Annotated in this window: 18 protein-coding genes; 7 read left to right on the top strand and 11 right to left on the bottom strand. The window is 61.5% G+C overall.

Features of this window, described 5'->3' with window-relative positions:
• Position 1: 1 nt before the first annotated feature.
• From IE123_RS09550 to IE123_RS09540, 3 genes are all read right to left on the bottom strand, one after another.
• Positions 2–1,360, bottom strand: coding sequence for a GntP family permease (locus tag IE123_RS09550; RefSeq protein WP_229819679.1), 1,359 nt, complete (start codon positions 1,358–1,360; stop codon positions 2–4).
• A 159-nt stretch (positions 1,361–1,519) separates the two neighbouring features.
• A complete protein-coding gene (locus IE123_RS09545; RefSeq protein ID WP_189517454.1) occupies positions 1,520–1,936 on the bottom strand; it encodes a hypothetical protein in 417 nt (138 codons plus the stop codon).
• 151 nt (positions 1,937–2,087) lie between these two features.
• Entirely contained in the window at positions 2,088–3,590 is a 1,503-nt protein-coding gene (locus IE123_RS09540) for a fumarate hydratase (protein WP_189517453.1), read from the bottom strand.
• 334 nt (positions 3,591–3,924) lie between these two features.
• On the opposite strand from IE123_RS09540, the gene IE123_RS09535 reads away from it, so the two are divergent.
• Complete coding sequence (locus IE123_RS09535) at positions 3,925–5,160, top strand: oxalate decarboxylase family bicupin (RefSeq protein ID WP_189517452.1); 1,236 nt, start codon at positions 3,925–3,927, stop codon at positions 5,158–5,160.
• A gap of 83 nt (positions 5,161–5,243) precedes the next feature.
• Here IE123_RS09535 and IE123_RS09530 read toward each other — a convergent pair whose 3' ends face one another.
• From IE123_RS09530 to IE123_RS09510, 5 genes are all read right to left on the bottom strand, one after another.
• Positions 5,244–6,524, bottom strand: coding sequence for a TRAP transporter large permease (locus tag IE123_RS09530; RefSeq protein WP_189517451.1), 1,281 nt, complete (start codon positions 6,522–6,524; stop codon positions 5,244–5,246).
• Entirely contained in the window at positions 6,521–7,171 is a 651-nt protein-coding gene (locus IE123_RS09525) for a TRAP transporter small permease (RefSeq protein WP_189517449.1), read from the bottom strand. Before IE123_RS09525 ends, IE123_RS09530 begins: the two co-directional genes overlap by 4 nt.
• A gap of 28 nt (positions 7,172–7,199) precedes the next feature.
• On the bottom strand, positions 7,200–8,159 hold the full coding sequence (locus tag IE123_RS09520; protein WP_189517930.1) for a TRAP transporter substrate-binding protein: 960 nt from the start codon (positions 8,157–8,159) through the stop codon (positions 7,200–7,202).
• A 149-nt stretch (positions 8,160–8,308) separates the two neighbouring features.
• Positions 8,309–9,433, bottom strand: a complete 1,125-nt coding sequence (locus IE123_RS09515) for a hypothetical protein (protein ID WP_189517447.1) — start codon at positions 9,431–9,433, stop codon at positions 8,309–8,311.
• 86 nt (positions 9,434–9,519) lie between these two features.
• The gene (locus IE123_RS09510) at positions 9,520–11,691 is read right to left on the bottom strand and encodes a TonB-dependent siderophore receptor (protein ID WP_189517445.1); all 2,172 of its coding nucleotides are present in this window, start codon (positions 11,689–11,691) and stop codon (positions 9,520–9,522) included.
• A gap of 384 nt (positions 11,692–12,075) precedes the next feature.
• Between IE123_RS09510 and IE123_RS09505 the strand changes: the two genes are divergently transcribed.
• On the top strand, positions 12,076–13,002 hold the full coding sequence (locus IE123_RS09505; RefSeq protein WP_189517443.1) for a siderophore-interacting protein: 927 nt from the start codon (positions 12,076–12,078) through the stop codon (positions 13,000–13,002).
• Complete coding sequence (locus IE123_RS09500) at positions 12,932–14,287, top strand: MFS transporter (protein WP_308430216.1); 1,356 nt, start codon at positions 12,932–12,934, stop codon at positions 14,285–14,287. Before IE123_RS09505 ends, IE123_RS09500 begins: the two co-directional genes overlap by 71 nt.
• Before the next feature lie 160 nt (positions 14,288–14,447).
• Here IE123_RS09500 and gnd read toward each other — a convergent pair whose 3' ends face one another.
• Entirely contained in the window at positions 14,448–15,860 is a 1,413-nt protein-coding gene (gene gnd, locus IE123_RS09495; RefSeq protein WP_189517439.1) for an NADP-dependent phosphogluconate dehydrogenase, read from the bottom strand.
• Between the two features lie 407 nt (positions 15,861–16,267).
• Here gnd and IE123_RS09490 point away from each other — a divergent pair, with 407 nt between their 5' ends.
• Positions 16,268–17,029, top strand: coding sequence for a Crp/Fnr family transcriptional regulator (locus IE123_RS09490; RefSeq protein ID WP_189517437.1), 762 nt, complete (start codon positions 16,268–16,270; stop codon positions 17,027–17,029).
• A 17-nt stretch (positions 17,030–17,046) separates the two neighbouring features.
• On the opposite strand, the gene IE123_RS09485 is transcribed toward IE123_RS09490, so the two are convergent.
• Positions 17,047–17,442 (bottom strand): META domain-containing protein, encoded by a 396-nt coding sequence (locus IE123_RS09485; RefSeq protein WP_189517435.1) that lies wholly within the window; start codon positions 17,440–17,442, stop codon positions 17,047–17,049.
• 25 nt (positions 17,443–17,467) lie between these two features.
• Positions 17,468–20,248: a DNA polymerase I gene (gene polA, locus IE123_RS09480; RefSeq protein ID WP_189517433.1), complete on the bottom strand. Its 2,781-nt coding sequence runs from the start codon at positions 20,246–20,248 to the stop codon at positions 17,468–17,470.
• Between the two features lie 208 nt (positions 20,249–20,456).
• On the opposite strand from polA, the gene IE123_RS09475 reads away from it, so the two are divergent.
• From IE123_RS09475 to speA, 3 genes are all read left to right on the top strand, one after another.
• Positions 20,457–20,744, top strand: a complete 288-nt coding sequence (locus IE123_RS09475) for a DUF2782 domain-containing protein (RefSeq protein WP_189517430.1) — start codon at positions 20,457–20,459, stop codon at positions 20,742–20,744.
• A gap of 205 nt (positions 20,745–20,949) precedes the next feature.
• Positions 20,950–21,894: a homoserine kinase gene (locus tag IE123_RS09470; RefSeq protein WP_189517428.1), complete on the top strand. Its 945-nt coding sequence runs from the start codon at positions 20,950–20,952 to the stop codon at positions 21,892–21,894.
• A gap of 248 nt (positions 21,895–22,142) precedes the next feature.
• On the top strand, positions 22,143–24,080 hold the full coding sequence (gene speA / locus IE123_RS09465) for a biosynthetic arginine decarboxylase (protein ID WP_189517426.1): 1,938 nt from the start codon (positions 22,143–22,145) through the stop codon (positions 24,078–24,080).
• Positions 24,081–24,431 lie beyond the last annotated feature (351 nt).

Below are 24,431 nucleotides of genomic sequence, written 5' to 3'. Positions count from 1 at the left end.
TTTAGAAAATAATGAACATGATATAGGCAAGCACGAAGCCAACCACTGACTCGATGGTCTGTTGAACGGTCCAGGTCTTGAGCGTGGTGCGCACATCCATGCCCAGCAGACGCCCGACCAGCCAGAAGCCCGAGTCGTTGACGTGACCGGCAAACACGGAGCCGGCGGCCGTGGCCAGGGTCACCGCAATAATCTGCATGGTGCTGTAATCCCCCATTGCCACGGCAGGCGCCATGAGGCCGGCCGCCGTCACCAGCGCCACGGTCGCGGAACCCTGGGCCAGACGCATTGCCACGGCCACCACGTAGGCCGCCACGATAACCGGCAGTCCCAGATCACCCAGGGAATCCGCCAGCGCATCGCCAATCCCCGAGGCGCGCAGGACGCCGCCGAACATGCCGCCGGCACCGGTGATCAGTACCACCGAGCAGATCGGCCCCAGCGAGCTTTCCAGAATCTTTTCGATCGCACTGCCGTTTTCACCGCGACGCGTGCCCAGCACGATGGTGGCGACCAGCACCGAGATCAACAGCGCAATCGGTGTGCTGCCCAGCGTAGACAGTACCTGAAACCAGGTCTGATCAGGATCGGCCATGCCGGCGGCACGCAGGAAATCAAGGCCCGTATTCATGAAGATCAGCACCAGCGGCAGCAGCAGCATGGCGATAACGGTACCTACCGTCGGCGGATTTCTGATCTCGTCATTGTCGACCTTGCCGAAAAGACTCTCGGAGAGCTGAAAGCTGTAGTGTTTCGCGCAGAACTTGCCCCACAGGTAGCCGGAGAGATACCACATGGGCAAAACGATCACGAGGCCGGCCAGCATCAGAACACCCAAATTGGCGCCGTAAAGCTCGGAGGCCGTGACCGGCCCGGGGTGCGGCGGCACGAACACGTGCATGACGGAAAACGCCGCTGCCGTGGGGATGGCATACAAAAGGATCGGCCCGCCCAGACGACGCGCCACGGCAAAGACGATCGGCAGCATGACGATCAGACCGGCGTCAAAAAAGATCGGAAAGCCCATCAGAAGCGAGGCCACCCCGAGCGCCAGCGGCGCGCGCCTTTCGCCGAACAGCTCGATCATGCGATCGGCCAGCACCCGGGCACCGCCGGAGTTTTCAACCAGCCGCCCCAGCATGGCGCCAAGACCCACCAGCAGCGCTACCGCGCCCAGGGTCTTGCCGAAGTTGTTGACCAGCGTCGGCACGATCTGATTGACCGGGATGCCGGTGGCAAAGGCGGTGATCAGACTGACCAGAATCAGGGCCAGAAAGGCATGCAGCTTGAAACGAATCACCAGTATCAGCAGCGCAGCGATGGCCGCCGCAGCGATCCCCAGCAGGGGACCAGCCGTCATTGTCTGTGTCCAACCATCCATTTTTTGTCCCCTTGAACGACTCCCTGCCGGTAACGAACGTTACGGCTCGAGGCATCTTACAGGAGGGGACACCCCCCGGAATCAGACCTAAGTCTATAGCACAAGGGATAATATCAGGATGGCACAGTGCGACTTGCGCTAGTGCCGCTTCAGGTTGAAAAGCTCCTCACCCATGGTCGGACACCAGCGTGCAAACACCGCGGCCAGCGCCACACCCAGCAGGGTCAAAAGCGGTGGCTTCCACTCAAGCGTTGCCGCCGTGGAAAGATAGAGATAGGCAAAAAAGAACAGCATGACGCCGCCACCGAGCAGCACGCCGGAGCGGCGACCAGCAATGACAACCGAGGCCAGTACCCCCAATGCCGGGATCGCCACGGACAGGATGCTGATTCTCGTCGCCTGTTGTGCAGAACCGGCGTACTCGTTGACCAGCCCCATTCCCACCTGCCACAGCAGCATGTAGACCGCGACCGGCGCGACCATGGCGCCACTGAGTCGCCCCATGAATCCCAGTGCTGCACCGGGGTCCTCGTTGTTGCCGTGATGACCGGCCATGGCTGCCTCGCTTGAAGGGTAAGGATAAAGACCGTTATTAGACCATCGTCATCCGGACACGTTAAGTGCGCCCGCTCAATGACCATGCCCGATACGACAGCGCCGCCCCGGACAGGGGCGGCGCAGCAGGCCGATATGACAATCGCAGGGCTCAACGCCGGGCGATGATCTCCTGCCATTTGGCCGGCCCCAGCGTGTGCACGCTGTCACCGCGGGCGTCTACCGCCACGGTCACCGGCATATCCTTCACATCGAACTCGTAGATGGCTTCCATGCCGAGATCCTCAAAGGCCAGCACCTTCGCGCCCTTGATCGCCTGGGCGACCAGATAGGCGGCCCCGCCGACGGCCATCAGATAGGCCGCGCCGTGGTCGCGAATGGCCTCGATCGCACTCGGCCCGCGCTCGGACTTGCCCACCATGCCCAGAAGACCGGTCTCCTCCAGAATGGTGCGGGTGAACTTGTCCATGCGCGTGGCGGTGGTCGGTCCGGCCGGCCCCACCACCTCACCATCCATCGGATCGACGGGGCCAACGTAGTAGATGAAGCGGCCCTTGAGATCGACCGGCAGCGGCTCGCCCTTCGAGATCATGTCGACCATGCGCTTGTGCGCGGCATCACGTCCGGTCAGCAGCTTGCCGGAGAGCAGCAGCGTGTCACCCGGTGACCAGGTGGCCACTTCTTCCGGCGTAATGGCATCGAGATTGACGCGCTTGACGCCCTCGCCCGCCTCCCAGGCAATTTCCGGCCAGTCGTCGATTTCCGGTACCGGCAGGCGCGCCGGGCCGCTGCCGTCGAGATGAAAGTGCACGTGGCGGGTGGCCGCACAGTTGGGGATGATCGCCACCGGCTTGTTGGCCGCGTGAGTCGGGCAGTCCTTGACCTTGATATCCAGCACTGTGGTCAGCCCGCCCAGGCCCTGGGCGCCGATGCCAAGGCGGTTGACCTTCTCGAACAGCTCCAGGCGCAGCTCCTCGGGCCGGTTCGAGGCACCGCGGGCCTGCAGGTCCTGAATATCGATCGGGTCGAGCAGCGACTCCTTGGCCATCTTCATCGCCTGCTCAGCGGTGCCGCCGATCCCGATGCCCAGCATGCCCGGCGGACACCAGCCGGCACCCATCTTCGGCACCTGCTCCAGCACCCAGTCCACCACGCTGTCGGAGGGGTTGAGCATGGCGAACTTCGACTTCGCCTCGCTGCCGCCCCCCTTGGCCGCCACGTGAATCTCGACCTGATCGCCCGGTACCAGCCGGTGATGAATGATCGCCGGCGTGTTGTCCTTCGTGTTGCGCCGCGCGCCGTCCGGATCTTCAAGAATGGAGGCGCGCAGAATGTTGTCCGGATGATTGTAGGCCCGACGTACACCCTCATTGATCATGTCATCCAGGCTCATGTCGGCGTCCCACTGCACCTGCATGCCCACGTTGATGAACACGGTGACGATGCCGGTGTCCTGACAGATGGGGCGGTGGCCGGTGGCGCACATGCGCGAATTGATCAGGATCTGGGCGATGGCATCACGCGCCGCGGGGTTCTCCTCGCGCTGATACGCCTGATGCATGGCGTCAATGAAATCCTTCGGGTGGTAATAGGAGATGTACTGCAGCGCGTCGGTGATGCTGTCGATCAGGTCATTCTGGCGAATCACGGTCATGAAGCGTTTTTCCTTGTTCCTTTCGATTCTCAAGCGACGCACTTTTTTGGCGCGTCATCCGGTCGAAGTGAGCCCCCGGCGGTCAGCATCATACGCCTGCCGTACAGCCGGCACCATCAACGCGCCCGAGCCTGCAGAAAAGACATTGCTGATAAAGCGATCACCGGAAACAAAAATTAACACTTAATCCATGTTTAAAATTTGCGATCGCTTTAAGAATGGCTTAAGTGTGTAGAGACCCCATCGAACAGCGTTCGACAAGGCGGTGCAGCAGGGGCCAGGCCATCCCATGCATCTGGTCCGTTTTTTCCGGTTCAAAGGACAGGATTTAGCGATGAAGAATCTGACGCGACGCAGCTTCGTGGCTGCCGGCATGTTCAGTACCGTGGCGGTCGCCTCCGGCGCCTACGCCCAGACCGTTCCCAAACCTCAACGCCAGGACGGCGTCGGCGGCGATGACCCGGGGCCGCGCAACACCACCATTGACCGTGACAACCCCACCCTGATGAACCCGCCGTCCACCGACAGCGGCACCCTGCCCAACCTGCGATTCCCCTTTGGTGACGCCCACGTGCGTCAGGAAAGCGGCGGCTGGACCCGCCAGGTCACCGAGCGCGAGCTGCCCGTCTCCACCACCATCGCCGGCGTCGACATGCGCCTTAACGAAGGCGGCATTCGCGAGCTGCACTGGCACAAGGAAGCCGAGTGGGCCTACATGACCTACGGCAAGGCGCGCATCACCGCTGTGGACACCGATGGCAACTACTTCGTCGATGACGTCGAAGTCGGCGACCTGTGGTACTTCCCGCCAGGCATCCCCCACTCAATCCAGGGCCTGGGCCCGGACGGCTGCGAGTTTCTGCTGGCCTTCGATGACGGCGGCTTTGATGAAAACTCCACTTTCCTGTTGAGCGACTGGTTCAAGCACATCCCCAAGGAGGTGCTGGCCAAGAACTTCGGCATTGATCCCTCTCATGTCGGCAACACGCCCGACCCCAGCGAGGAGTACATCTTCGCCGGCAAGGTGCCGGGCTCGCTGGACAGCGTGAAACCGAAAGGCGCCGATGAGGTCTCGGAGCCCTTCAGCCACCGGATGCTCCAGCAGGAGCCGATCAAGACGCCCGGCGGCACGGTGCGTATCACCGACTCCTCCGTGTTCAAGGTGTCAAAAACCATCGCCGCTGCGCTGGTCGAGCTGGAACCGGGCGGCCTGCGCGAGCTGCACTGGCACACCAACAACGACGAGTGGCAGTACTACCTCAGCGGCACCGGCCGGCTGGGCGTGTTTGCCGGCGCGGGCGAGGCGCGCACCTACGACGTTCACGAAGGTGATGTGGGCTACATCCCGTTTGCGATGGGCCACTACATCGAAAACACCGGCGACACCACGATGCGCTTTCTGGAGCTGTTCAAAAGCGATCACTACGCCGACATTTCGCTGAACCAGTGGCTGGCGCTGACGCCGCCGGAGCTGGTCAAGGCGCATCTGGGGCTGGACGACACCTTCATGGACTCGCTCAAGCAGCAGAAATCCCCGGTCGTTTCAAAGGATGGCGCTCGAAAGTCCTGATGGATCGACAGTGCTGATGATCCAAAAACACACACCGGGGCGCCTGGCCCCGGTGTGCTGTCCTGCTACTCGCTGGCGGGTCTCTACATGCCCAGCAGTTCCGGCAGTCCCAGCGAGATAAAGGGTACGTAGGTGATCAGCAACAGGAAACTGATCAACAGCAAAAGCCACGGGCTCGAGGCACGAATGACCGCGGTCAGCGGCTGACCGGTCACGGCCGAGGCCACGAACAGGTTGAGCCCGGTGGGTGGCGTGAGCATGCCGATCTCCATGTTGACTACCATGATGATGCCCAGATGGACCGGATCGATCCCCAGCTGCATGGCAATCGGGAAGAGAATCGGCGCCAGAATCAGAATGATCGCCGAGGGCTCCATGAAGCTGCCCGCCACCAGCAGGATGATGTTGACCACCAGCAGGAAGGTAATCGGCGAGAACTGCTGATCCACCACCCACGCCGTGATCGCCTGCGGAATCTGCTCGGTGGTGAGCACATGGGCAAAGAGCATGGCGTTGGCGATGATGAACATCAGCACGATGCTCAGCTTTGCCGCCTCCAGCACCACCTTCGGGCATTCCCGCCAGCTGATGTCGCGATAGACCACCAGCGCCACGAACGCGGCATACACGGCCGCCACCGCAGCGGCTTCGGTGGGCGTGAACATGCCGGTGTAGATGCCGCCCAGAATGATCACGATCAGCAACAGCCCCCAGAAGGACTTGCGCGCCAGCACCAGCGTCTCTCTCAAGGGTACCCGCGGCAGCGCCGGCATGTTCTTGATGCGCGCGATGATGTAGATCGCGATCATCAAAAGAAGCCCCAGCATCAGCCCCGGCACCACACCTGCCATGAAGAGCTTGCCCACCGAGGTCTCGGTGGCCGCACCGTAGACCACCATCACGATCGATGGCGGAATCAGGATGCCCAGCGTGCCGGCATTACAGACAATGCCAGTGGCAAACGACTGCGTATAGCCCGAGCGCACCATGCCGGCGATCACCACCGAGCCCACCGCGGCGACGGTCGCCGGGGAAGAACCCGAGAGTGCTGCAAAGAGCACGCAGGCCATGACCGAGGCGATCGGCAGGCCGCCGCGAAAGTGGCCCACGCAGGCGTTGGCAAAGTCGATCAGTCGCCGCGCCACACCGCCGCTGGTCATGAAGGCGCCGGAGAGGAGGAAAAACGGAATCGCCAGCAGCGTGTAGTGCTCGGAGGTCTCGAAAAGCTTGATCGCCAGCGAGCGGATCGAGTCCTGACTGAACAGCAGAATCGTCAGTGCGCCCGAAAGTCCCAGCGACACCGCGATCGGCACGCTTAAAAACAGCAGTACGAAGAGTGCTACAAACAAAAAGGCGATGGTCATGACCGTGATTCCTTCGCGACGTCAGGGTTGACGTCGGTCGCCAGCTTGAGCGCATCGGCGGCTTCATCCGCCATCTGCAGACCGTTTTGTTTCCCGCGCAGGGTCAGCACAAACGCTTCCACCAGACGCGCGATCACCAGAGCAAAGCCAAGCGGCACGATCATCGTGATATGCCACTGCATGATATGGAAGCCATCGAGATCCTCCGCGCCCAGCCCAGCATCATGCAGCGCCTTCACCCAGTCATAGCTCGATACCATCATCAGCACCGCATAGCCCAGCACGATCAGCAGCACGAGTATCGAACACACGCGCTTGAGCGGTGCGCTGAAGGTCCGTACCAGCAGATCGACGCCAATGTGGGCACCGGTGCGAATGCCGTAGGAAATGCCTAAAAAGATCAGCCAGCCGAAACAAGCCCGCGTCATCGCCGAGCTCCAGGTCATGGCCTGGGCCGTGTCCAGCAGCACATCACCGATGGCAAAGAGCGGGCCTTCCAGCGCCGGGAACGCATCGGCGCCGACGTAGAACACCACATAGAGGTTATTGAACATCACGTAGACAAACGTGATCAGCGTCATGGCCGTCAGAAAGAGGGCCACCAGGCCCTCTTCGAGATGGTTCCAGAGAGTGAGCAGGGTCTTCATTGCCATGACTCCAGAGGCAATCGCCGTCTCAGCCCGCACTGTTGGCGGTTTCGGCGGCCTTGATCAGATCGGCACCGATCTGGCCTTCAAACTTCTTCCATACCGGACGCAGCGCTTCACGCCAGTCATCACGCTGTTCGGGGGTCAGCTCGATGATCTCGCTGGTGCCGGCATCGATGATCGCCTGACGGTCGCGGTCGTTAATGGCACGCGCCTGATCGTTCACCTCGGTGGTGACTTCCTCGAGAATGCCGGTCAGTTCGGTGCGCACGTCCTGTGGCAGGCCGTTCCAGAATTTGGCGTTGGTGATCAGCATGTAATCCAGCACGCCGTGGTTGGACTCGGTGATGTAGTCCTGCACCTCATAGAATTTCTGGCTGTAGATATTCGACCAGGGGTTCTCGGCGCCGTTGACCACGCCGGTCTGCAGGCCCTGATAGACCTCGGCAAAGCTCATCTTGCGCGGCACGGCACGAAGCTGCTTGAACTGCTCTTCGAGCACGTTGGAGGCCTGAACGCGGAACTTGAGCCCGCGCGCGTCCTTCGGCTCATGCAGCGCCTTGTTGGCCGAGAGCTGTTTCATGCCGTTGTGCCAGTAGCCAAGGCCAATGATGCCCTTGTCTTCCATCGAGGTGAGCAGACCCTTGCCCTCATCGCTTGCCTGGAAGCGGTCGACGGCGGCCAGATCGTCAAAGAGAAACGGCAGGTCAAAGATCTGCAGGGCTTCGTTGTACTTGTCGAACTTGGCAAGCGACGGCGCCAGCATCTGCACATCGCCCAGCAGCAGCGCTTCCATCTCCTTGCCATCGCCGTAGAGCGACGAGTTCGGATAGACCTCGACCTTCACGCGATCGCCCAGGCGCTCCTTGACCAGTTTCTGGAACATCAGCGCGCCCTGCCCCTTGGGCGTGCTGTCCGCCACCACGTGGGAAAACTTGATCACGATCGGGGCATCGGCGGCCATGGCATGACTGCCGACGGCCAGCATGCAGGCCGCGCCGAAAAGACTCAGTGAACGACCGAGCGAGGTATGAAACATGGTGGTGTTCTCCGCAACAGACCGGGAAGGCGCCGGGCCTGGTGGGATGGTAATGCCCGGCATGAGTGCATATACGGCCGTTTGCGGTAGAAAACGTATTAGACCTTGGTATCGAGCCGCCTGGAACCTCGGCTCGCGGTGAGCAGAACCCACAAAAGCGGGCGAATCAGCCAGCGCCAGACCAGGTTGATCAGCCACAGCAACGGCAGCGCAATCGCAAACCACAGCACAAACTGACCGAGCTTTACCGGCCAACCGAGCCAGTGGGCCAGATTGGCGCCCAGCCCGTTGATCAGGTCGGGATGGCGCACCACCACCCAGGCCGTGGCGCCGACGGCGGCAAGCTTTGCCGGCCGTGACAGCCGGGTAAAGCGAAGCCCGGCAGGCACCAGCGCGCGAGAGCTTCGAAGCTCGCCGCTGGCGCCTGCCGCTGCCCGACTCTCCAGAACACCGGCGCGCGCCATTCGACTCGCCCGCAGCCACTTGATGGCGCCGGCCATCATGACAACATCGACCCCGGCCCAGGCGATGTCGGCCGGCCCCACGGTGGCCGGGCCCTGTACGGTGCGCTCCAGATCCCGCAGCCCGCCGGTGAAGAAATCGCCCACGCCTGCCACCAGTCGCTCGCCCTGCAGCCAGTGCACCCTGTTGTGCTCATCGACCACGAACTGATAGAGAAAGCCGTAGCCCTCCTCCTGTAAAAAGGCCACGGCGTAGAGACCGCGCTGATACGGCGTCAGGCCGCGCTGCTCGTCCACATCCGAGGAGGTAACGTCTTGCGCGCCCTTGTCATTCCACCAGCCGGTGACAACATCACGCGCCTCACGGTAGCGCTGCGTCGCCCAGTGGCGTGCGGTCAGGGTCGGGACCTCGTTGTCGTGGAACCAGGCCACCGGCAGCACGGCATCGGGCCCGAAACGGGCAAGGATGTCCTGAAAGCCGGGCTCGAAGCCGTACTCGGTCAGCACCTCGCGGGCAGTGTCACCATGTCGGGCCAGCGCCAGTGCACCGTTGAAGACCAGCGCCTGATCGTCGGCCCAGGCCAGAAACAGGGTATTGAGCGCCTCGGATTCATGATTGAGCGTGCGCGCCACCGTGTCGGGCAGGGCATCGGCGGCGGACGCGCGCAGAAATCGCGATTCAAAAGGCGTTGCCGTCGCGGCAGCCGCAAAGGCACCGGCGGCCAGTACGGCCGTCAGCACAAGGACAAGAAATCGGGTCATGACAGGGCTCATCAGGTGTGGATAACACAAGCACCCAGTATGGCATTTCCACGCCGCCCCGGCGCCAGTGCCGGGGCACGCATGACCTAGAAACGGTAGTCCAGCGTCGCGGTCACCTGGCGCTCATCGCCGAAATAGCAGTAGCTCTCGTTAAAGCAGCCCGTGACATGCTTTTTATCGAACAGGTTGGTGGCGTTGAGCTTGAGCGTGGCGCCATCCAACTCGTGGGAGAACTCGCCCAGATCGACACTCACGAAGGCATCGGCCAGCGTGTAGTCATCGGTTTTGCGCGTGTTTTCAGCGTTGGCGTAGCTGCCCTTGACATAGCGACCGCCAACGCCGCCGCGAATGCCGCGCGGAAAGTCGTACTGCATCCACAGTGACGCCGTCTGCTCGGGCGAGAGCACCGGGGTCCTGCCGGATTCGATATTGACGCCGCCCTGACTGACGCTGTCGCGATATTCGATATCGTTGTAGCTGTATCCCGCCAGCACATTCAGCCGCTCGGTGAGCGCCGCGCTGGCAGAAAGCTCAACGCCTCGCGAGCGAATGTCACCGGCGCTGATATAGGTCACCGGGCTGACACTGGTACGTTGCTGCACGTTTTCCTGGGTCAGGTCATAAAAGGCGATCTGATAGAGATCACGCGTCCCGGGCGGCTGATACTTGACGCCGATCTCGTGCTGATGGCTTTTCACCGGGTCCGGCACGGCGCCGTCCACCGAGGAGTCCGGGCTGGGATTGAACGCCTCGCTGTAGGAGTAATAAGGCGCCACCCCTGAATCGAAGCGATACATCAGAGACGCGCTGCCCGAGAACGCCTTGTCGCTGCGGCTGTCGGTGGCGCCACTCAGATGCGAGTGATCCCTGCGATCCAGAAAGTCCTGGCGGCCACCCAGCGTCAGGTCCCAGCGATTCCAGCGCATCTGATCCTGCAGATAGACCCCGCCCTGCTGCACCCTGCGAGTGTCGTCGCTATCCCTGTTCGGCGCAGTGGTCAGGGCATTGCCCGAATAATCCGGACTGAAGGGATCAAGTGCTCTGGCGCCGGCACTACTGAATTTCACATCATTTTTACGGCGCTGATAGTCAACGCCTGCAAGCAGCGTGTGCGCTACCTCGCCTGTCATGAGCTCGTACTGCAGATTGTTGTCCGTCGAGAAGGCCTGCAGATCTTCATCCGCCCCCGAGTAATAGCGCGCCAGTTCCGCGCCGTTGCCCGTGAAACCGGCCTGATAAACCTGCCCCACCGTCACATCCATGCTGGTGTAGCGCGAGCGCGAATTGAACGTCAGGTTATCGCTGAAACGGTGCTGCAGCTGATAGGAGAAAAGGCGCTGGTTGCGCCTGAAAACGTCGTTGGCCGGGTCAGCATCCGACCAGGAGGCATCAACCGTGCCGCCAAAGCGCGCGCCGCTGACGCTCAGGTCATAGGGCACCGCACCGTGATAGTCGCCGGCCGGGTCATGCTGAAGATAGGCCTGTAGCGTGAGGTCGGTGTCGTCATCCGGATAAAGCGTCAGCTGTGGCATGACCGCGTAGCGCTCGCGTTTGGCAAGATCGAACTGGGTATCGGAACTACTCCCCAGTGCCGTGACGCGATAGGCCCCCTGGCCTGGATCACTCAGGGGACCGGTCATGTCGATCCCGGCCCCGTAGGTGTCGAAGCTGCCGCCATACAGTCGAAACAGGCCCTGCTGCTCTGACTGCGGCTTTTTGGTGGTCAGTGACACCATGCCGCCCGGCATGGTCCGGCCATACAGCGAGGACGCCGGCCCCTTGACCACGTCCATGCGCTCCAGAAAGAACGGGTCAATCTGCATGGCCGAGTAGGCGCCGGGGTCCGACTGCAGTCGCAGCCCGTCAAGAAAGGTGTTGTCCACGTCGCCGCCGTGAAAACCGCGCAGCGACACCACGTCCGAACGTTTGGAGGCGCCTGCAAGCCCGGTAAAGGCGCCCGGCGTATAGAGCAGGGCGTCGTTGACGTTGTTCACGCCCTGATCATCGAGCTGCTGACGCGTGACCACGTTGATGGTGCGCGCCGTCTCGGCCAGTGGCGTGGCCGTTTTGGTACCGGCCTCGCTGGCCTGCGCGGTATACCCCCGGGTCGGGCCGTCGACATCCGACAGGTTGTCTCCGGTAATCACCATGGTGTCCGCGTCCTGATCGTCAGCCTGCGCCGACCCGACCAGTGCACTGACCGTCCATCCGCTCAGCACGACACCGGCAAAAAGCGGCGCCCGGTAAAGATATTTCACGGATCCCCTGAAGTACCTGCTGGATAACATTGGAAGGACGGCTCCCCTGACTTGAGAAAGATACGTTGCTCAATGCCGGCCCTCTTTTAATCGTTATTCAACGCGTTTGCAAAAGATAATTATTATCATTTGTGTGCAATGGTCATTGCTGCTGCTTGAGCGCCATGCCCTGCTCCAGCATCGCATGGAGGGGCTGACCCGACGCTCAAAAGCGCCGTCGGGTGACGATGCCCGGCGGCGCACACGGTGCCAGTGATGACGCGACAGCACTCTTGTCAGCACTCGGACAGCGTTAAATTTCATGGCCAATGCCTTGAACCCAAATGAGAAATATTATTATTCTTTTTCAGGCGATGCGGCCCCCTACACTCAGGTGTTACCAACATGCCAGCAACGACGGCCTACCGGCTTTTTGACATGACGCTCAAGCGACGAGAGCAGATCTCACCGTCCATGGTGAATTTCACCTTCACGGCCGGTGATCTGGATACTGCCACGACGTTTGCGCCGGATCAGCGGGTGAAGCTCTTTTTTCCGCCGTCTGGTGAAGGCAGTACCGGCATGGCGGCACGATTTGCCGAGGCCGAGGACTGGTACAGCGCCTATAAAACCATGGCGCCCGAGCAGCGCCCGCCCATGCGAACCTATACGATTCGCGCGGTCCGCCCGGAGCAAAAGGAGCTGGATATCGAGTTTGTGCTGCACGGCGATACCGGCCCCGCCTCGCGCTGGGCAAGCAGAGCCCGTCCGGGGGATGCCCTCTCGATCAATGCCCCCTGTATCCACTACACCGGCAGGGCCATCGGCTGCGAGTGGCGACCGCCTGCCAATATCGAGCATCTTCTGCTGGTCGCCGATGAAACTGCCCTGCCTGCTGTCATGGGGATCATCGAGGAGCTCGACGCGCGTTTTGCCGATGCGCCCAAGCCCCGGGTGCAGGCGCTTCTCGAGGTGCCCTTGAAAGCGGACTGTCGCTGTATCCCGCAGTGGATCGATGCCGTCTGGCTGCCGCGGGAGGAGACCCGGTGCTGTCACGGCGAAGGGCTTTGCCGGGCCGTGCGCACCCTGCCGCTGAAGCAGCCATCGATCTCGGAGGCGTCTGCTGCCAGCGCCGAGCTCGCCATCGATATCGATGAAGAGGTCCTCTGGGAGGCTTCCATGCCCGAATCCGGCGACAGCTTTTATGCCTGGATCGCCTCCGAATCCCGGGTCTGTCTCGATATTCGCCGCTATCTGATCGATGAGCTGGCCCTGCCCAAACGACAGGTGTCCGCCATGGGCTACTGGCGCGAGGGCAGGGCCCATCCGTAAGCCATCCCGTCCGACACTGTCAGGGCTTTTACGACAACCCCATGTACTCATGCTACTGGGGTTGATGTTTTCCTATTCCGGCTCATCCGTTGTTGAGGGTGCCGTTCCGACGCTGGTCGCGGTGGGCATGCTCTCCCCGGCCTGGATTGCGCTGTACACCACCTTTTCCCGGGTCATCAGCGCCTGCGCCTATGTCATGGCAAGACTGCTCGGTCCCTACTCGCCCTACCGGGTGTTATTGATCTGTGAAGTCTACGACATGGTCATCACGATTCTGGCGCTGTGGCTGCTGTATGAGGGGTCGCTGTCCACGTCGATCGTGTTGATCACCTACATCATCCTGACCTCCGTAATCCCGGTCATTACCAGCATCGCCAACGGCACCTACGCCGGCGCCCTGCTGCTTGAATCGGAACGAACCGCCGTCAGTTTCAACGCCCTTTCCCTGAGCTTTCTGACCCTTGCCACACTGGTGATCGGCCGACCGCTGGGGAGCTGGCTGATTGATGACTCCATTACGCTGGTGCTTGGCATCAATCTGGCGATGACGCTGGTCTCGTTTGTCTGTCGCTGGGCGGCCATGAAGCGCGATACCGTCCTGACCACCGGCCAGCCTCGACAGGCGCTCGAAGGCAGCGACGCATCGCGGCTCAATCTGCTTGAAGGGCTGAGGTATTTTCGCGGCCGGATATTCTGTCTGTCTGCCAGCTCGCCCATGACCACGCCGCTGGTCTACCTGTCCATGGGACTTTTTCTTTACTACATACCGCTGTGGCTGGCCGCCGGGGCCGACAACAAGAGCGGGATCGTGGCCGTGGCGGGCGTGTTCGGCGGGCTGGGTTCAATGGTCGGGCCGCTTTTGTTTTATGCCTTGAAACACCTGGGGCGCTATCGCCGGCACGTGACGGTGGCCCTGTTCATCGTAGCGATCGACGAGCTGATCACGCTGGTCATGGTGCTGGTGTACGGCAATGATCTGTCGCTGCCGGTACTTTGCGTCTACATGCTGCTTAATTTCCTGCTTTATCTCGCGGCCGCCTACTGCAACGTGGCCAACCTCTGTGCCCGACAGAAACGCTTTGCCGGCAGACGATATCCCGACATGGTCGGCATCGCCTTTTCACTGGCCTCGCTTTTCATGCTGGCGGGCACCTGGTCAGGCTATCTGCTCAGGGCCGACAGCGACCCGACATGGGCGCTGGTGCTGGCCGCGACCATCGCGCTGCTGGCCGCCATGGGGATGGCACTGAAAAAGCGCCGCAGACCGCCGGGCGCACCCCACTGAGGGCTGCATTGATGACAAGGCGCGCGTCATCGCTCTGCCCGGTGGTGGCGTGGCGCTGATCGAGGCCCTGATGGCCCATGGCCGAAGTGATGCCCTGGCGTTGGCATAAAAAAACCCCGCGGCGCACCGCGGGGTTTGAGTACACAAAAGCGCCTTGAGCTTACTTGTCGAGCCACTCGGTGTGGAAGACGCCTTCGCGATCCAGACGCTTGTAAGTGTGGGCACCGAAGAAGTCACGCTGGGCCTGGACCAGATTGGCCGGCAGCTTCTCGCTGCGGTAGCTGTCGTAGTAGGCCACGGCAGAGGAGAAGGTCGGCACCGGGATGCCGTTTTGCACCGCATGGCTGATCACGTCACGCAGCGACTGCTGGTAGCGGTCGGCGATGTCGGAGAAATACGGCGCCATCAGCAGGTTCGCCAGTGCCGGCTGCTCCTGATAGGCATCGGTGATCTTCTGCAGGAAGCGGGCACGGATGATGCAGCCGGCGCGGAAGAGCTTGGCCACCTGACCGTAATCAAGATTCCAGTTGTAATCATCGCTTGCTGCACGCATCTGGGCAAAGCCCTGGGCGTAGGAGGCGATCTTGCTGAAATAAAGCGCCTGACGCACCTTCTCGATGAACTCGGCACGGTCGCCTTCAAAGGGCTTCTCGGCCGGGCCCTTGAGGACCTTTGATGCCGCCACGCGCTCTTCCTTGAGAGAAGAGATGAAGCGGGCAAAGACGGACTCGGTGATCAGCGGCAGCGGCACGCCCAGATCCAGCGCGCTCTTGCTGGTCCACTTGCCGGTGCCTTTCTGCCCTGCCGAGTCAAGGATCGTGTCGACCACGTACTCGCCGTTTTCGTCACGCTTTTTGAAGATGCGTGCGGTGATGTCGATCAGGTAGCTGTCGAGCTCGCCTTCATTCCACTCGGCAAAGACATCGGCCAGCTCGTCGTTGGACAGCCCCAGGCCGTCCTTGAGGATGGCGTAGGCTTCGCTGATGAGCTGCATGTCACCGTATTCGATGCCGTTGTGCACCATCTTGACGTAGTGACCGGCGCCGTCGGGACCGACATAGTTGACGCAGGGCTCGCCGTCTTCGGCGCGCGCGGCGATCTTTTCAAGGATCGGCGCGACCATGTCATAGGCTTCGCGCTGACCGCTGGGCATGATCGAGGGGCCCTTGAGCGCGCCTTCCTCGCCACCGGAAACGCCGGTACCGATGAAGTTCAGGCCTGCCTCGGAAAGCTCGCGGTTACGGCGGATGGTATCCGGATAGTAGGTGTTGCCCCCGTCGATCAGGATATCGCCTTTATCCAGATACGGCTTCAGGGACTCGATGGTCTTGTCCGTGGGCGCACCGGCAGCCACCATCAGCAGGATGCGTCGCGGCTTCTCCAGAGACGCTACAAACGTCTCGATGTCATAGAAGGGGACCAGCTTGCTGTCGGGATTGTCAGCCAGCACTTCGTCGGTTTTCTCAGAGGAACGGTTATAGATCGACACCGTATAACCACGGCTTTCGATATTGAGCGCCAGGTTACGCCCCATTACTGCCATTCCCATGACACCAATCTGTTGTCTGGTCATTGCCTTTCACTACTCCAGCAGTCATTGAACTACGACACGTTACCAGCGCTGCGGCACTGCTACGCGTCCTGATGCCCCACAGGGGGATGGACAGCATGCTGTCGCTTGAAGAATGTGCCACGCGAACACGGTGACAGGCCAGTCTGGCAGAGCGCGTCGCGATTGTCCCTGCCCAAAGGTGCACAAACTACGCACGGATGATCATTTCGTCATCCTCATAACCTCAGAGGTGGTGAACCTGTGCTACATGGGCCATGCTCAATGCATGATCAATATAAAAAAAACTAATCTACATAAACAAAAGTGAAAGAGGCTCACGGTACACGCGAGCCAGCCCTGCACGATCACCCGTCACACCCTCACCTGGACGTATCATTCACACGGGGCGGACACAGCAGGAGATGACGATGGGTCATGGCTGTATCGTTGAAAACTTCAACAATCTGATTGCACTCAGCGACCACGAAAAGGACATACTGGCACAGTTTGAGAGGGACGCTCGAAACGTCAGGCGGCACGAGAGTCTCTGGCATTTTCGCGAGCCCACGCAAACCCTCTACACGCTGCAAAGCGGCTGGGCCTATGCCTACAAGATTTCCCTGATGGGCGAGATGAAGGTGGTCGAGATTTTCACGCCCGGCGACATCATCGGGCTGCGTGACTTCACCTTCGGTCGCCATCTGACCGATGTGCGCATGATGACCGATGGCACCGTCTGTGCCTTCCCCTATCGCTACATCCTGGAGGCCTGCCAGCAGTCACGCGCGCTCTCGGCGGCCTTTTTTGCTACCGCCTCGCGGGATCAGGCACTGATGACCGAGCGTGTCGCCAGTCTCATGCACTGCAGCGCGCGCATGAAAATCGCCCATTTCATCGTCGAGATGTATCTGCGCCTGAAGCACACCAGCCCCGATATGGGTCTTCGCTTCGAGTTCCCCCTGAACCAGAAGCTCATGGCGAGCCTTCTTGGGCTGACCAGCGTGCATGTCAGCCGCATGCTCAGCGAACTGGCCCGGGACGGCATGGTGAGAAAACAGCGCCGCATGCTGGAAATTCTCGACTACGAACGCCTCTATCGCGAAGCGCAGTTTGACGAAACCTACATCCAGCTCGATCTGAGCCACATGCTCAAGGTCGATGCCAGCGACAGTGAAGCGCCGATGGGATAGCGCTCCGGGTGCCCCGTCTACTGCATGGGCACCCGCTCAATGCTCATCTGCTGCGACTCCCCCTCAAGACGCCACTCATCGTTGTCGCCCTGAATCAGGCGCGGCCGGCTCTTTAGAAAATCGATCAGGGCCTGATCGCCTTTCGCGCGCTCGTCGGTGCAGGCCATGCGGGTCGAGGCCAGATGCCCGACCATCAGCCGGCCCTCTTCGACACGCGCCGGGCCAAGGATCCGATTGCAGCCGCCGCTGCCGCTGACGCGGTGACCATCAAAGCTCAGCGTGGCCTGACTCAGCGCCCCGTCGTTTTGAGGCGCTGCACTCTCCTGTACTGCATTGCCGGCACATCCGGCCAGACTCGCCGCAAGCACTACCGGGAGCACCGATGCGGCCATTGCCTGTTTGAAAATCATCATGCGTGACTCCCTGTCGCGTTCGGTATCAGTGCGCCTCTTCCCAGTTATCACCGTGGCCGGCTTCGACAATCAGCGGCACGTCCAGCTGGCCGGCAGCCTGCATACGATTGACCACCTCGGTCTTGAAGGCCTCGACCTGCTCGCGACGCACTTCAAACACCAGCTCATCGTGGACCTGCATGACCATCATGGCGTCGAACTCGCCCTCGCGCAGCCAGGCGTCCACATCGATCATGGCGCGCTTGATGATATCCGCCGCGGTGCCCTGCATCGGTGCATTGATGGCGGTACGTTCGGCGGCCTGCCGGCGGCCGTGATTGCGCGAGTTGATCTCTGGCACGTACAGACGTCGGCCGAAGACGGTTTCCACATAGCCCTTCTCGGCGGCCTCGGTACGAATACGCTCCATGTAGCGCGCCACGCCCGGGTAGCGCTCGAAGTAGCGCTCGATATAGGTCTTTGCCTGGCCCTGCTCGACGCGAAGCTGGCGCGCCAGTCCCCAGGCACTCATGCCGTAGATCAGGCCGAAGTTGATCGCCTTGGCACTGCGACGCTGGTCATTACTGACCTTGTCAAGCGATGTGCCGAAGACTTCCGCAGCGGTGGCGGTATGAATGTCGCGATCCTCGGCAAAGGCGGTGAGAAGCCCCTTGTCACCCGACAGATGCGCCATGATGCGCAGCTCGATCTGCGAGTAGTCCGCCGCCACCAGCTGATAGCCGGGCGTGGCGACAAAGGCGGTACGGATGCGCCGGCCAATGTCGCTTCGAATCGGAATGTTCTGCAGGTTGGGGTCGCTTGAGGAGAGCCGCCCGGTGGCGGTCACCGCCTGATGATAGCTGGTGTGAATGCGTCCGGTGGTGGCATTGATCAGCTGGGGCAGCTTGTCGGTGTAGGTCGACTTGAGCTTGGAGAGTCCGCGGTGCTCCATGATCACCTTGGGCAGCGGATAGTCCAGCGCCAGCTCCTCGAGCACGGCCTCTGCAGTGGACGGCGCGCCCTTGGGCGTTTTCTTGATGACCGGAATCTTCTGCTCCTCGAACAGAATCTCGCCGAGCTGCTTGGGCGAGCCGAGGTTGAACTCGCGCCCGGCCAGCTCGAAGGCGTCGCGTTCAAGCTCGGTCATGCGCTCGCCCAGCGACCGGCTCTGCTCGCCCAGACGCTGGGTATCCACGGCCACACCGGTGCGCTCCATGCGCGTAAGTACTGAAATCAGCGGCAGTTCCAGATCATCCAGCACCGTGGCCAGCCGGCCTTCCTGCTCAAGGCGCGGGCGCAGATGCGCGTGCAGCCGCAGGGTGACATCGATGTCCTCGCAGGCGTATTCGGAGGCCTCTTCCAGCCCGACCTGGTTGAAGGTGAGCTGTTTGGCCCCCTTGCCGGCCACCTCCTCAAAGGAGATGGTGCGATGGCCGAGATAGGCCTGGGCCAGCGAATCCATGTCGTGGCGCGTGGCGGTGGAGTTGAGCACGTAGGAGGCCAGCATGGTGTCAAGCAGTGCGCCTTCCACGCCAATGTCGTAGCGCGCCAGCACCTCGATGTCGTACTTCAGATTCTGACCGATCTTGGCAATCGATGGGTCTTCCAGCAGCGGCTTGAGCGCGGCCAGCACGGCGTTGCGATCAAGCTGATCCGGGGCATCGATGTAGTCGTGCGCCACCGGGACATAGATCGCCTCACCCGGTGTGATGCCAAGGCCGATGCCGACAATCTCGGCCTCCATGTAGTTGAGGCTGGTGGTTTCCAGGTCAAAACAGAAGGCGGTGCTGTCCTTTAAGCGCTCGATCCAGCGATCAAAATCATTTTGTTCGAAGACCGCGCGATAGTCGCGATGCTCGCCGGCCATCGCCGAGGTTTCATCGCCGGACTCGCCGCCGTCGAGATCGCCCTCGCCGGTGGGCACATCCGGTGAGGCTTCGCCGACGCTACCACCTTCGAGCAGCTCGTTGAGCCAGCCCTTGAACTCCAGGCGCTGGTAGAGCGCGAGCAGCGCCTCGCGATCCGGGTGGGCGATATCCAGCCCGTCCAGCCCGATCGGCAGCTCGCAGTCAGTGCGGATGGTGGCAAGCTCGTAGGAGAGAAAGGCCTGCTCGCGATTGTCCTCGAGCTTTTTGGGCATCGATTTGGCACCGCGAAAGGAGAGCGTCTTTACGCGTTCGAGATCGCCGTAGATGGTTTCAAGCCCACCGCCCATGCCGGTCAAAAGCGCCAGCGCCGTCTTCTGGCCCACGCCTGGCACGCCGGGGATGTTGTCGACGCTGTCGCCCATCAGGGCGAGATAGTCGATGATCAGATGCGGCGGAATGCCGAATTTGGCCTCTACGCCGGCCACGTCCAGCGTCTCGTCCTTCATGGTGTTGACCATGGTGATGTGCTCATTGACCAGCTGCGCCATGTCCTTGTCGCCGGTCGAGATGATCGCATCGCGTCCGGCTTCGGTGGCCATGCGCGCCAGCGTGCCGATCACGTCATCGGCCTCGACGCCCTCGATGCATAAAAGCGGCAGGCCGAGGGCGCGCACGCACTCGTGCAGCGGCGCCACCTGGGCGCGCAGCTCATCGGGCATGGGTGGGCGATGGGCCTTGTACTGCTCGAAGAGCTCGTCACGAAATGTCTTGCCCTTCGCGTCAAAGACCACCGCCATGGGGCTGTCAGGATACTGGCGGATCAGGCTCTTGAGCATGGAGACCACGCCGCGAACGGCGCCGGTCGGCTCACCGGTCGAGGTCGACAGGGGCGGCAGGGCGTGAAATGCACGGTACAGGTAGGCAGAACCGTCAACGAGGACGATCGGGGCAGCGGCCATGGAAGCTCCAGCTAACGACTCGAATATGCCGTCATGATACGCAAGCCTTGCCCTGGCGTCAGTGGCGAAAGCGTCCATCCCGATGTCGCTCCCCGCCGTGGCTGCTATTTACGGCCACGCGATTTACACTATGCAACATTACGGGGACAGGCGGTGCCATGGCTGTCCGCCGGCCCCCTGTCTTTCAGCGCAGCCTTTGGAGGTCATCATGACCATTGGACGGATGCTACCGGCTCTGGTGCTGTCAGCACTGCTGATGCCCGGTTTGATCAGTAGTACGGCGCTGGCCGAATCACAGGGTGAGGTGACAACGCGGGAAGACGGCGAGCGTATTGTGCGGGAGTATCGCCTTGAGGGTCAGCTTTATGCCATTGAAGTTATCGACAAGGGCCAGCGTACGGTATTGCTGGACACCGATGGCAAGGGCAACTTCCGACGCCAGCCCGCTGATACCGAGATCAAGGCGCCATCATGGACCGGGAAGTCGGCGCAGTGATGACGTTTTCTGTCTGAACCACACATGACAGGCAGAATATGTCCCTTCGGTGATAGACTCCGCGCTGCGCAGGATCAGGCCACCCGAAAAGCGCCGTGTGACCCGACCCCTGGCGCCTGAACATGTCATTGTCGTCGATCAGGAGACTGGTCGCCTCTTTTGTCCCCCAGCACGATGCGCGCATCCGCAGCGCGGCAGGAGCAACATGGCGGTTTTTACCCCTTTAAGCGATGAACAGGTCGCTCATTTTCTCAAGCGTTACGATGTCGGCACCCTGCTTGCGGTCGAGGGCGTGGCAGGCGGCACCGAAAACAGCACCTTTTTTGTCACTACTGACCGCGAAGTGCTGGTCCTGACACTCTTTGAACAGGGCGAGCAGGAAGAGCTGCCCTTTTTCGTCGATCTGCTGGCCTGGCTGGATCAGCATCAGCTGCCGGTACCCGGGCCGCTGTTTGATCGCGAAGGCGTCGCCCTGCAGCGCCTGGCCGATCGTCCGGCGCTGCTGTTTCCACGCCTGCGCGGACGCCATCCCGAGCAGCCCCGACCCACACAGTGCGCCGCCATCGGTCAGGTGCTGGGCCAGATGCATCGCGTCTCGCAGGGATTTCAGGGCATTCGGCCCAACCCGCGCGATCTGCGCTGGGTGCACGCCGTGCATTCGCGGGTCATGAGCTATCTGGGACACGATGACCAGACCCTGATTCGCGATCGCATCGACGCACTGGACAGCCGACTAAGTAATGTTGTCCTGCCACAGGGCGCCCTGCACGGCGATCTCTTTCGCGACAACACCCTTTATGAAGGCGATCAGCTGTGCGGCGTGATCGACTTCTACAACGGCTGTACCGGCGATCTGCTGTTTGATCTGGCCATCGTTATCAATGACTGGTGCAGTGACGACGACGGCGCGCTGATCCCCGAGCGCTATGAGGCCATCATCGAGGCCTACGCCCGTGAGCGCGCCTTTACCGACCAGGAGCGCCGGATCTGGCCAACGATGCTGGAGCTGACGGCGCTGCGCTACTGGCTGTCGCGTCTGCTGGTGGTCTATGTCGACCCGCCCGCCCATGCCCTGACGCCCAAGGATCCGGCCCAGTATCGCCGGATTCTGACCTCACGCATTGCCCATCCACCCGCACCACTGCCCTGACCGTGGCGGTGTTCGATACCGGCGCCTGTCGGTATCGTCATCGCTGATACATGCCAGTGCCGGCGCCCGCTTCTGGATCGGCATCGCGTCCCGGCACACAGGGTCTACACTGGCAACAATTGTTTTGGCCACCTGCCGCCGAAACAGCAAAGGCGCTAGAATGCGCACCGGGCAGCTCGGGCTGCCCTTCTTTTCGTGTTACTACTTTTAGAATGTCGTTTGCGGCCAGTTCTGACCGGAGTCTGCCCATGTCCAACGCTTCATCCGTATCCGACCAGGCCCACGCCCAGTCGGAGGCCCGCCGCACCTACAATATCGATCAGTGGGGCAGTGGCTATTTTGACGTCAACGACCAGGGCCTGGCCGTGGTGCGACCCTTTGGTGATGCCGACGGCCAGGACGGCCCTGCCCTGCCGCTGAAGGGACTGGTCGAAAAGCTGCAGGGCGCCGGTCTGCGCCTGCCGATGCTGGTGCGCTTTACCGATATCCTGCATGACCGCGTCGAGCAGTTGTGCCAGGCCTTTGATCGCGCCATCGACGAGCTGGATTACCAGGGCCGCTATACGGCCGTGTATCCGATCAAGGTCAATCAGCAGCGCCGCGTGGTCGAGGAGCTTTTGGCCACCCCCGAACGTGGTCGCGGCCGCGTGGGCCTGGAAGCCGGCAGCAAGCCGGAGCTTCTGGCCGTGCTGGCGCTGTCCTCGGAAACCACCTCGACTATCGTCTGCAACGGCTACAAGGACCGCGAATACGTCCGCCTGGCGCTGATGGGCGAAAAGCTCGGTCACCGCGTCTTTCTGGTCGTCGAAAAGCAGGCCGAGCTTGAGCTGATTCTCGAAGAAGCCGACAACCTGGGCGTCATGCCCCGCATCGGCGTGCGCGCGCGGCTCTCCTCGGTGGGCAAGGGCAACTGGGAAAGCACCGGCGGCGACAAGTCCAAGTTCGGCCTGACCGCCCGCCAGATCCAGCACGTGGTAGATCACCTGCGCGCCCATGACCGTCTTGAAGCCCTGCAGCTGGTGCACTTCCACCTGGGTTCGCAGATTGCCAACATCCGCGACATTCAGCGCGGCCTGCGCGAATGCACCCAGTTCTACAAGAGCCTGCGCGATGTCGGCGCACCGGTCGCGGTGGTAGATGTCGGCGGCGGTCTGGGCGTGGACTATGAAGGCACCCGCTCACGCAGCTACTGCTCGACCAACTACTCCATGGCCGAGTATGCCAACAACGTGGTCGGCGCCTTCTCCCAGCTGTGCCAGAGCATGGACATTCCGCATCCGGACATCATCTCCGAATCCGGTCGCGCCCTGACCGCCCATCATGCGGTGCTGATCACCAACGTGATCGACGAGGAACGCCACGAGGTGGCCCTGCCCGAGCGCGGTCAGCATGAGGGCGATACCCATCTGGATGTGCTGTGGCAGACCTATGACTGGCTGGCCGAGCCTGCCGAGCCGCGCCTTCTGGTCGAGTACTATCATGACCTGTATCAGGCCATGATCGATATTCAGGACCGTTTCGTGCTGGGTAGCGCCACGCTGGGCGTGCGCGCCGAGGGCGAGGCGCTCTACACCGCCGCCTGCAAGCGCCTGCGTGCCAAGCTTGACCGGCGCAACCGTGCCCATCGCGAAATCCTCGATGAGCTGGACGAGAAACTGGCCGACAAGCTGTTCGTCAATTTCTCGCTGTTTCAGTCGCTGCCGGACGTCTGGGGCATTGATCAGATTTTCCCGGTGCTTCCGCTGTCCAATCTCGATGCGCCCTCCACCCGTCGGGGCGTCATCCAGGACATTACCTGTGACAGCGACGGGCGTATTGAGCGCTACGTCGACGGTCAGGGCGTGGAGAGCACCCTGCCGCTGCCGGAGTGGAAGTCCGGCGAGGCCAGGCTGCTGGGGCTCTTTCTGGTCGGTGCCTATCAGGAAATTCTGGGCGATCTGCACAACCTCTTTGGCGATACCGACTCCATTGATGTGAGCCTTGATGACAACGGTGATTGGCAGCTGGGCACGCCGATCGTCGGTGACAGTGTGGCCAACGTGCTGCGCTACGTGAACTTCGATCCCGATCGTCTCAAGGGGCGCTTCCAGCGCCAGCTGCTGCGCAGCGATGTCTCCGGCCGGGAACGCGAGATGTTTCTGGAAGAGCTCGAGGCAGGGCTTGAAGGCTATACCTACCTGGAATAAACACACATCGCCTTATCCGTCTCGCCCGGGCACCTGCTCCGGGCGAGGCGCCGCTCTCTTTCGCGTCATCCTCATTCGCTTCTTCTCCCTGCTTCTCCCTTCGCTGTCACTCCTGTTTAAAACAGGACGCTTGTGCACCTCTGGCCGGTCATTCGAGTGATTGGACGTGTTTGTTCGACGAAGAACGACCTCGATCATTCGATCCACGACACAACCTTTGTTTATTAATCAAAGGTCGAACGGCTTTTTGCCGAATGCCATGCGAGCCTAGCCCGTTTGAGCAAGGGCGCGACCGCCAGGGTACGCCTGCTTCCATAGGGCTGTAATTTCAATAAAAGCCGACAATCCAGG

It is taken from the genome of Kushneria pakistanensis (genome assembly GCF_014652795.1).
GTDB classification, from domain to species: Bacteria; Pseudomonadota; Gammaproteobacteria; order Pseudomonadales; family Halomonadaceae; genus Kushneria; species Kushneria pakistanensis.
Note: the sequence above shows the minus strand (reverse complement) of the source record. Positions and strands in the feature narration are given on the sequence as shown.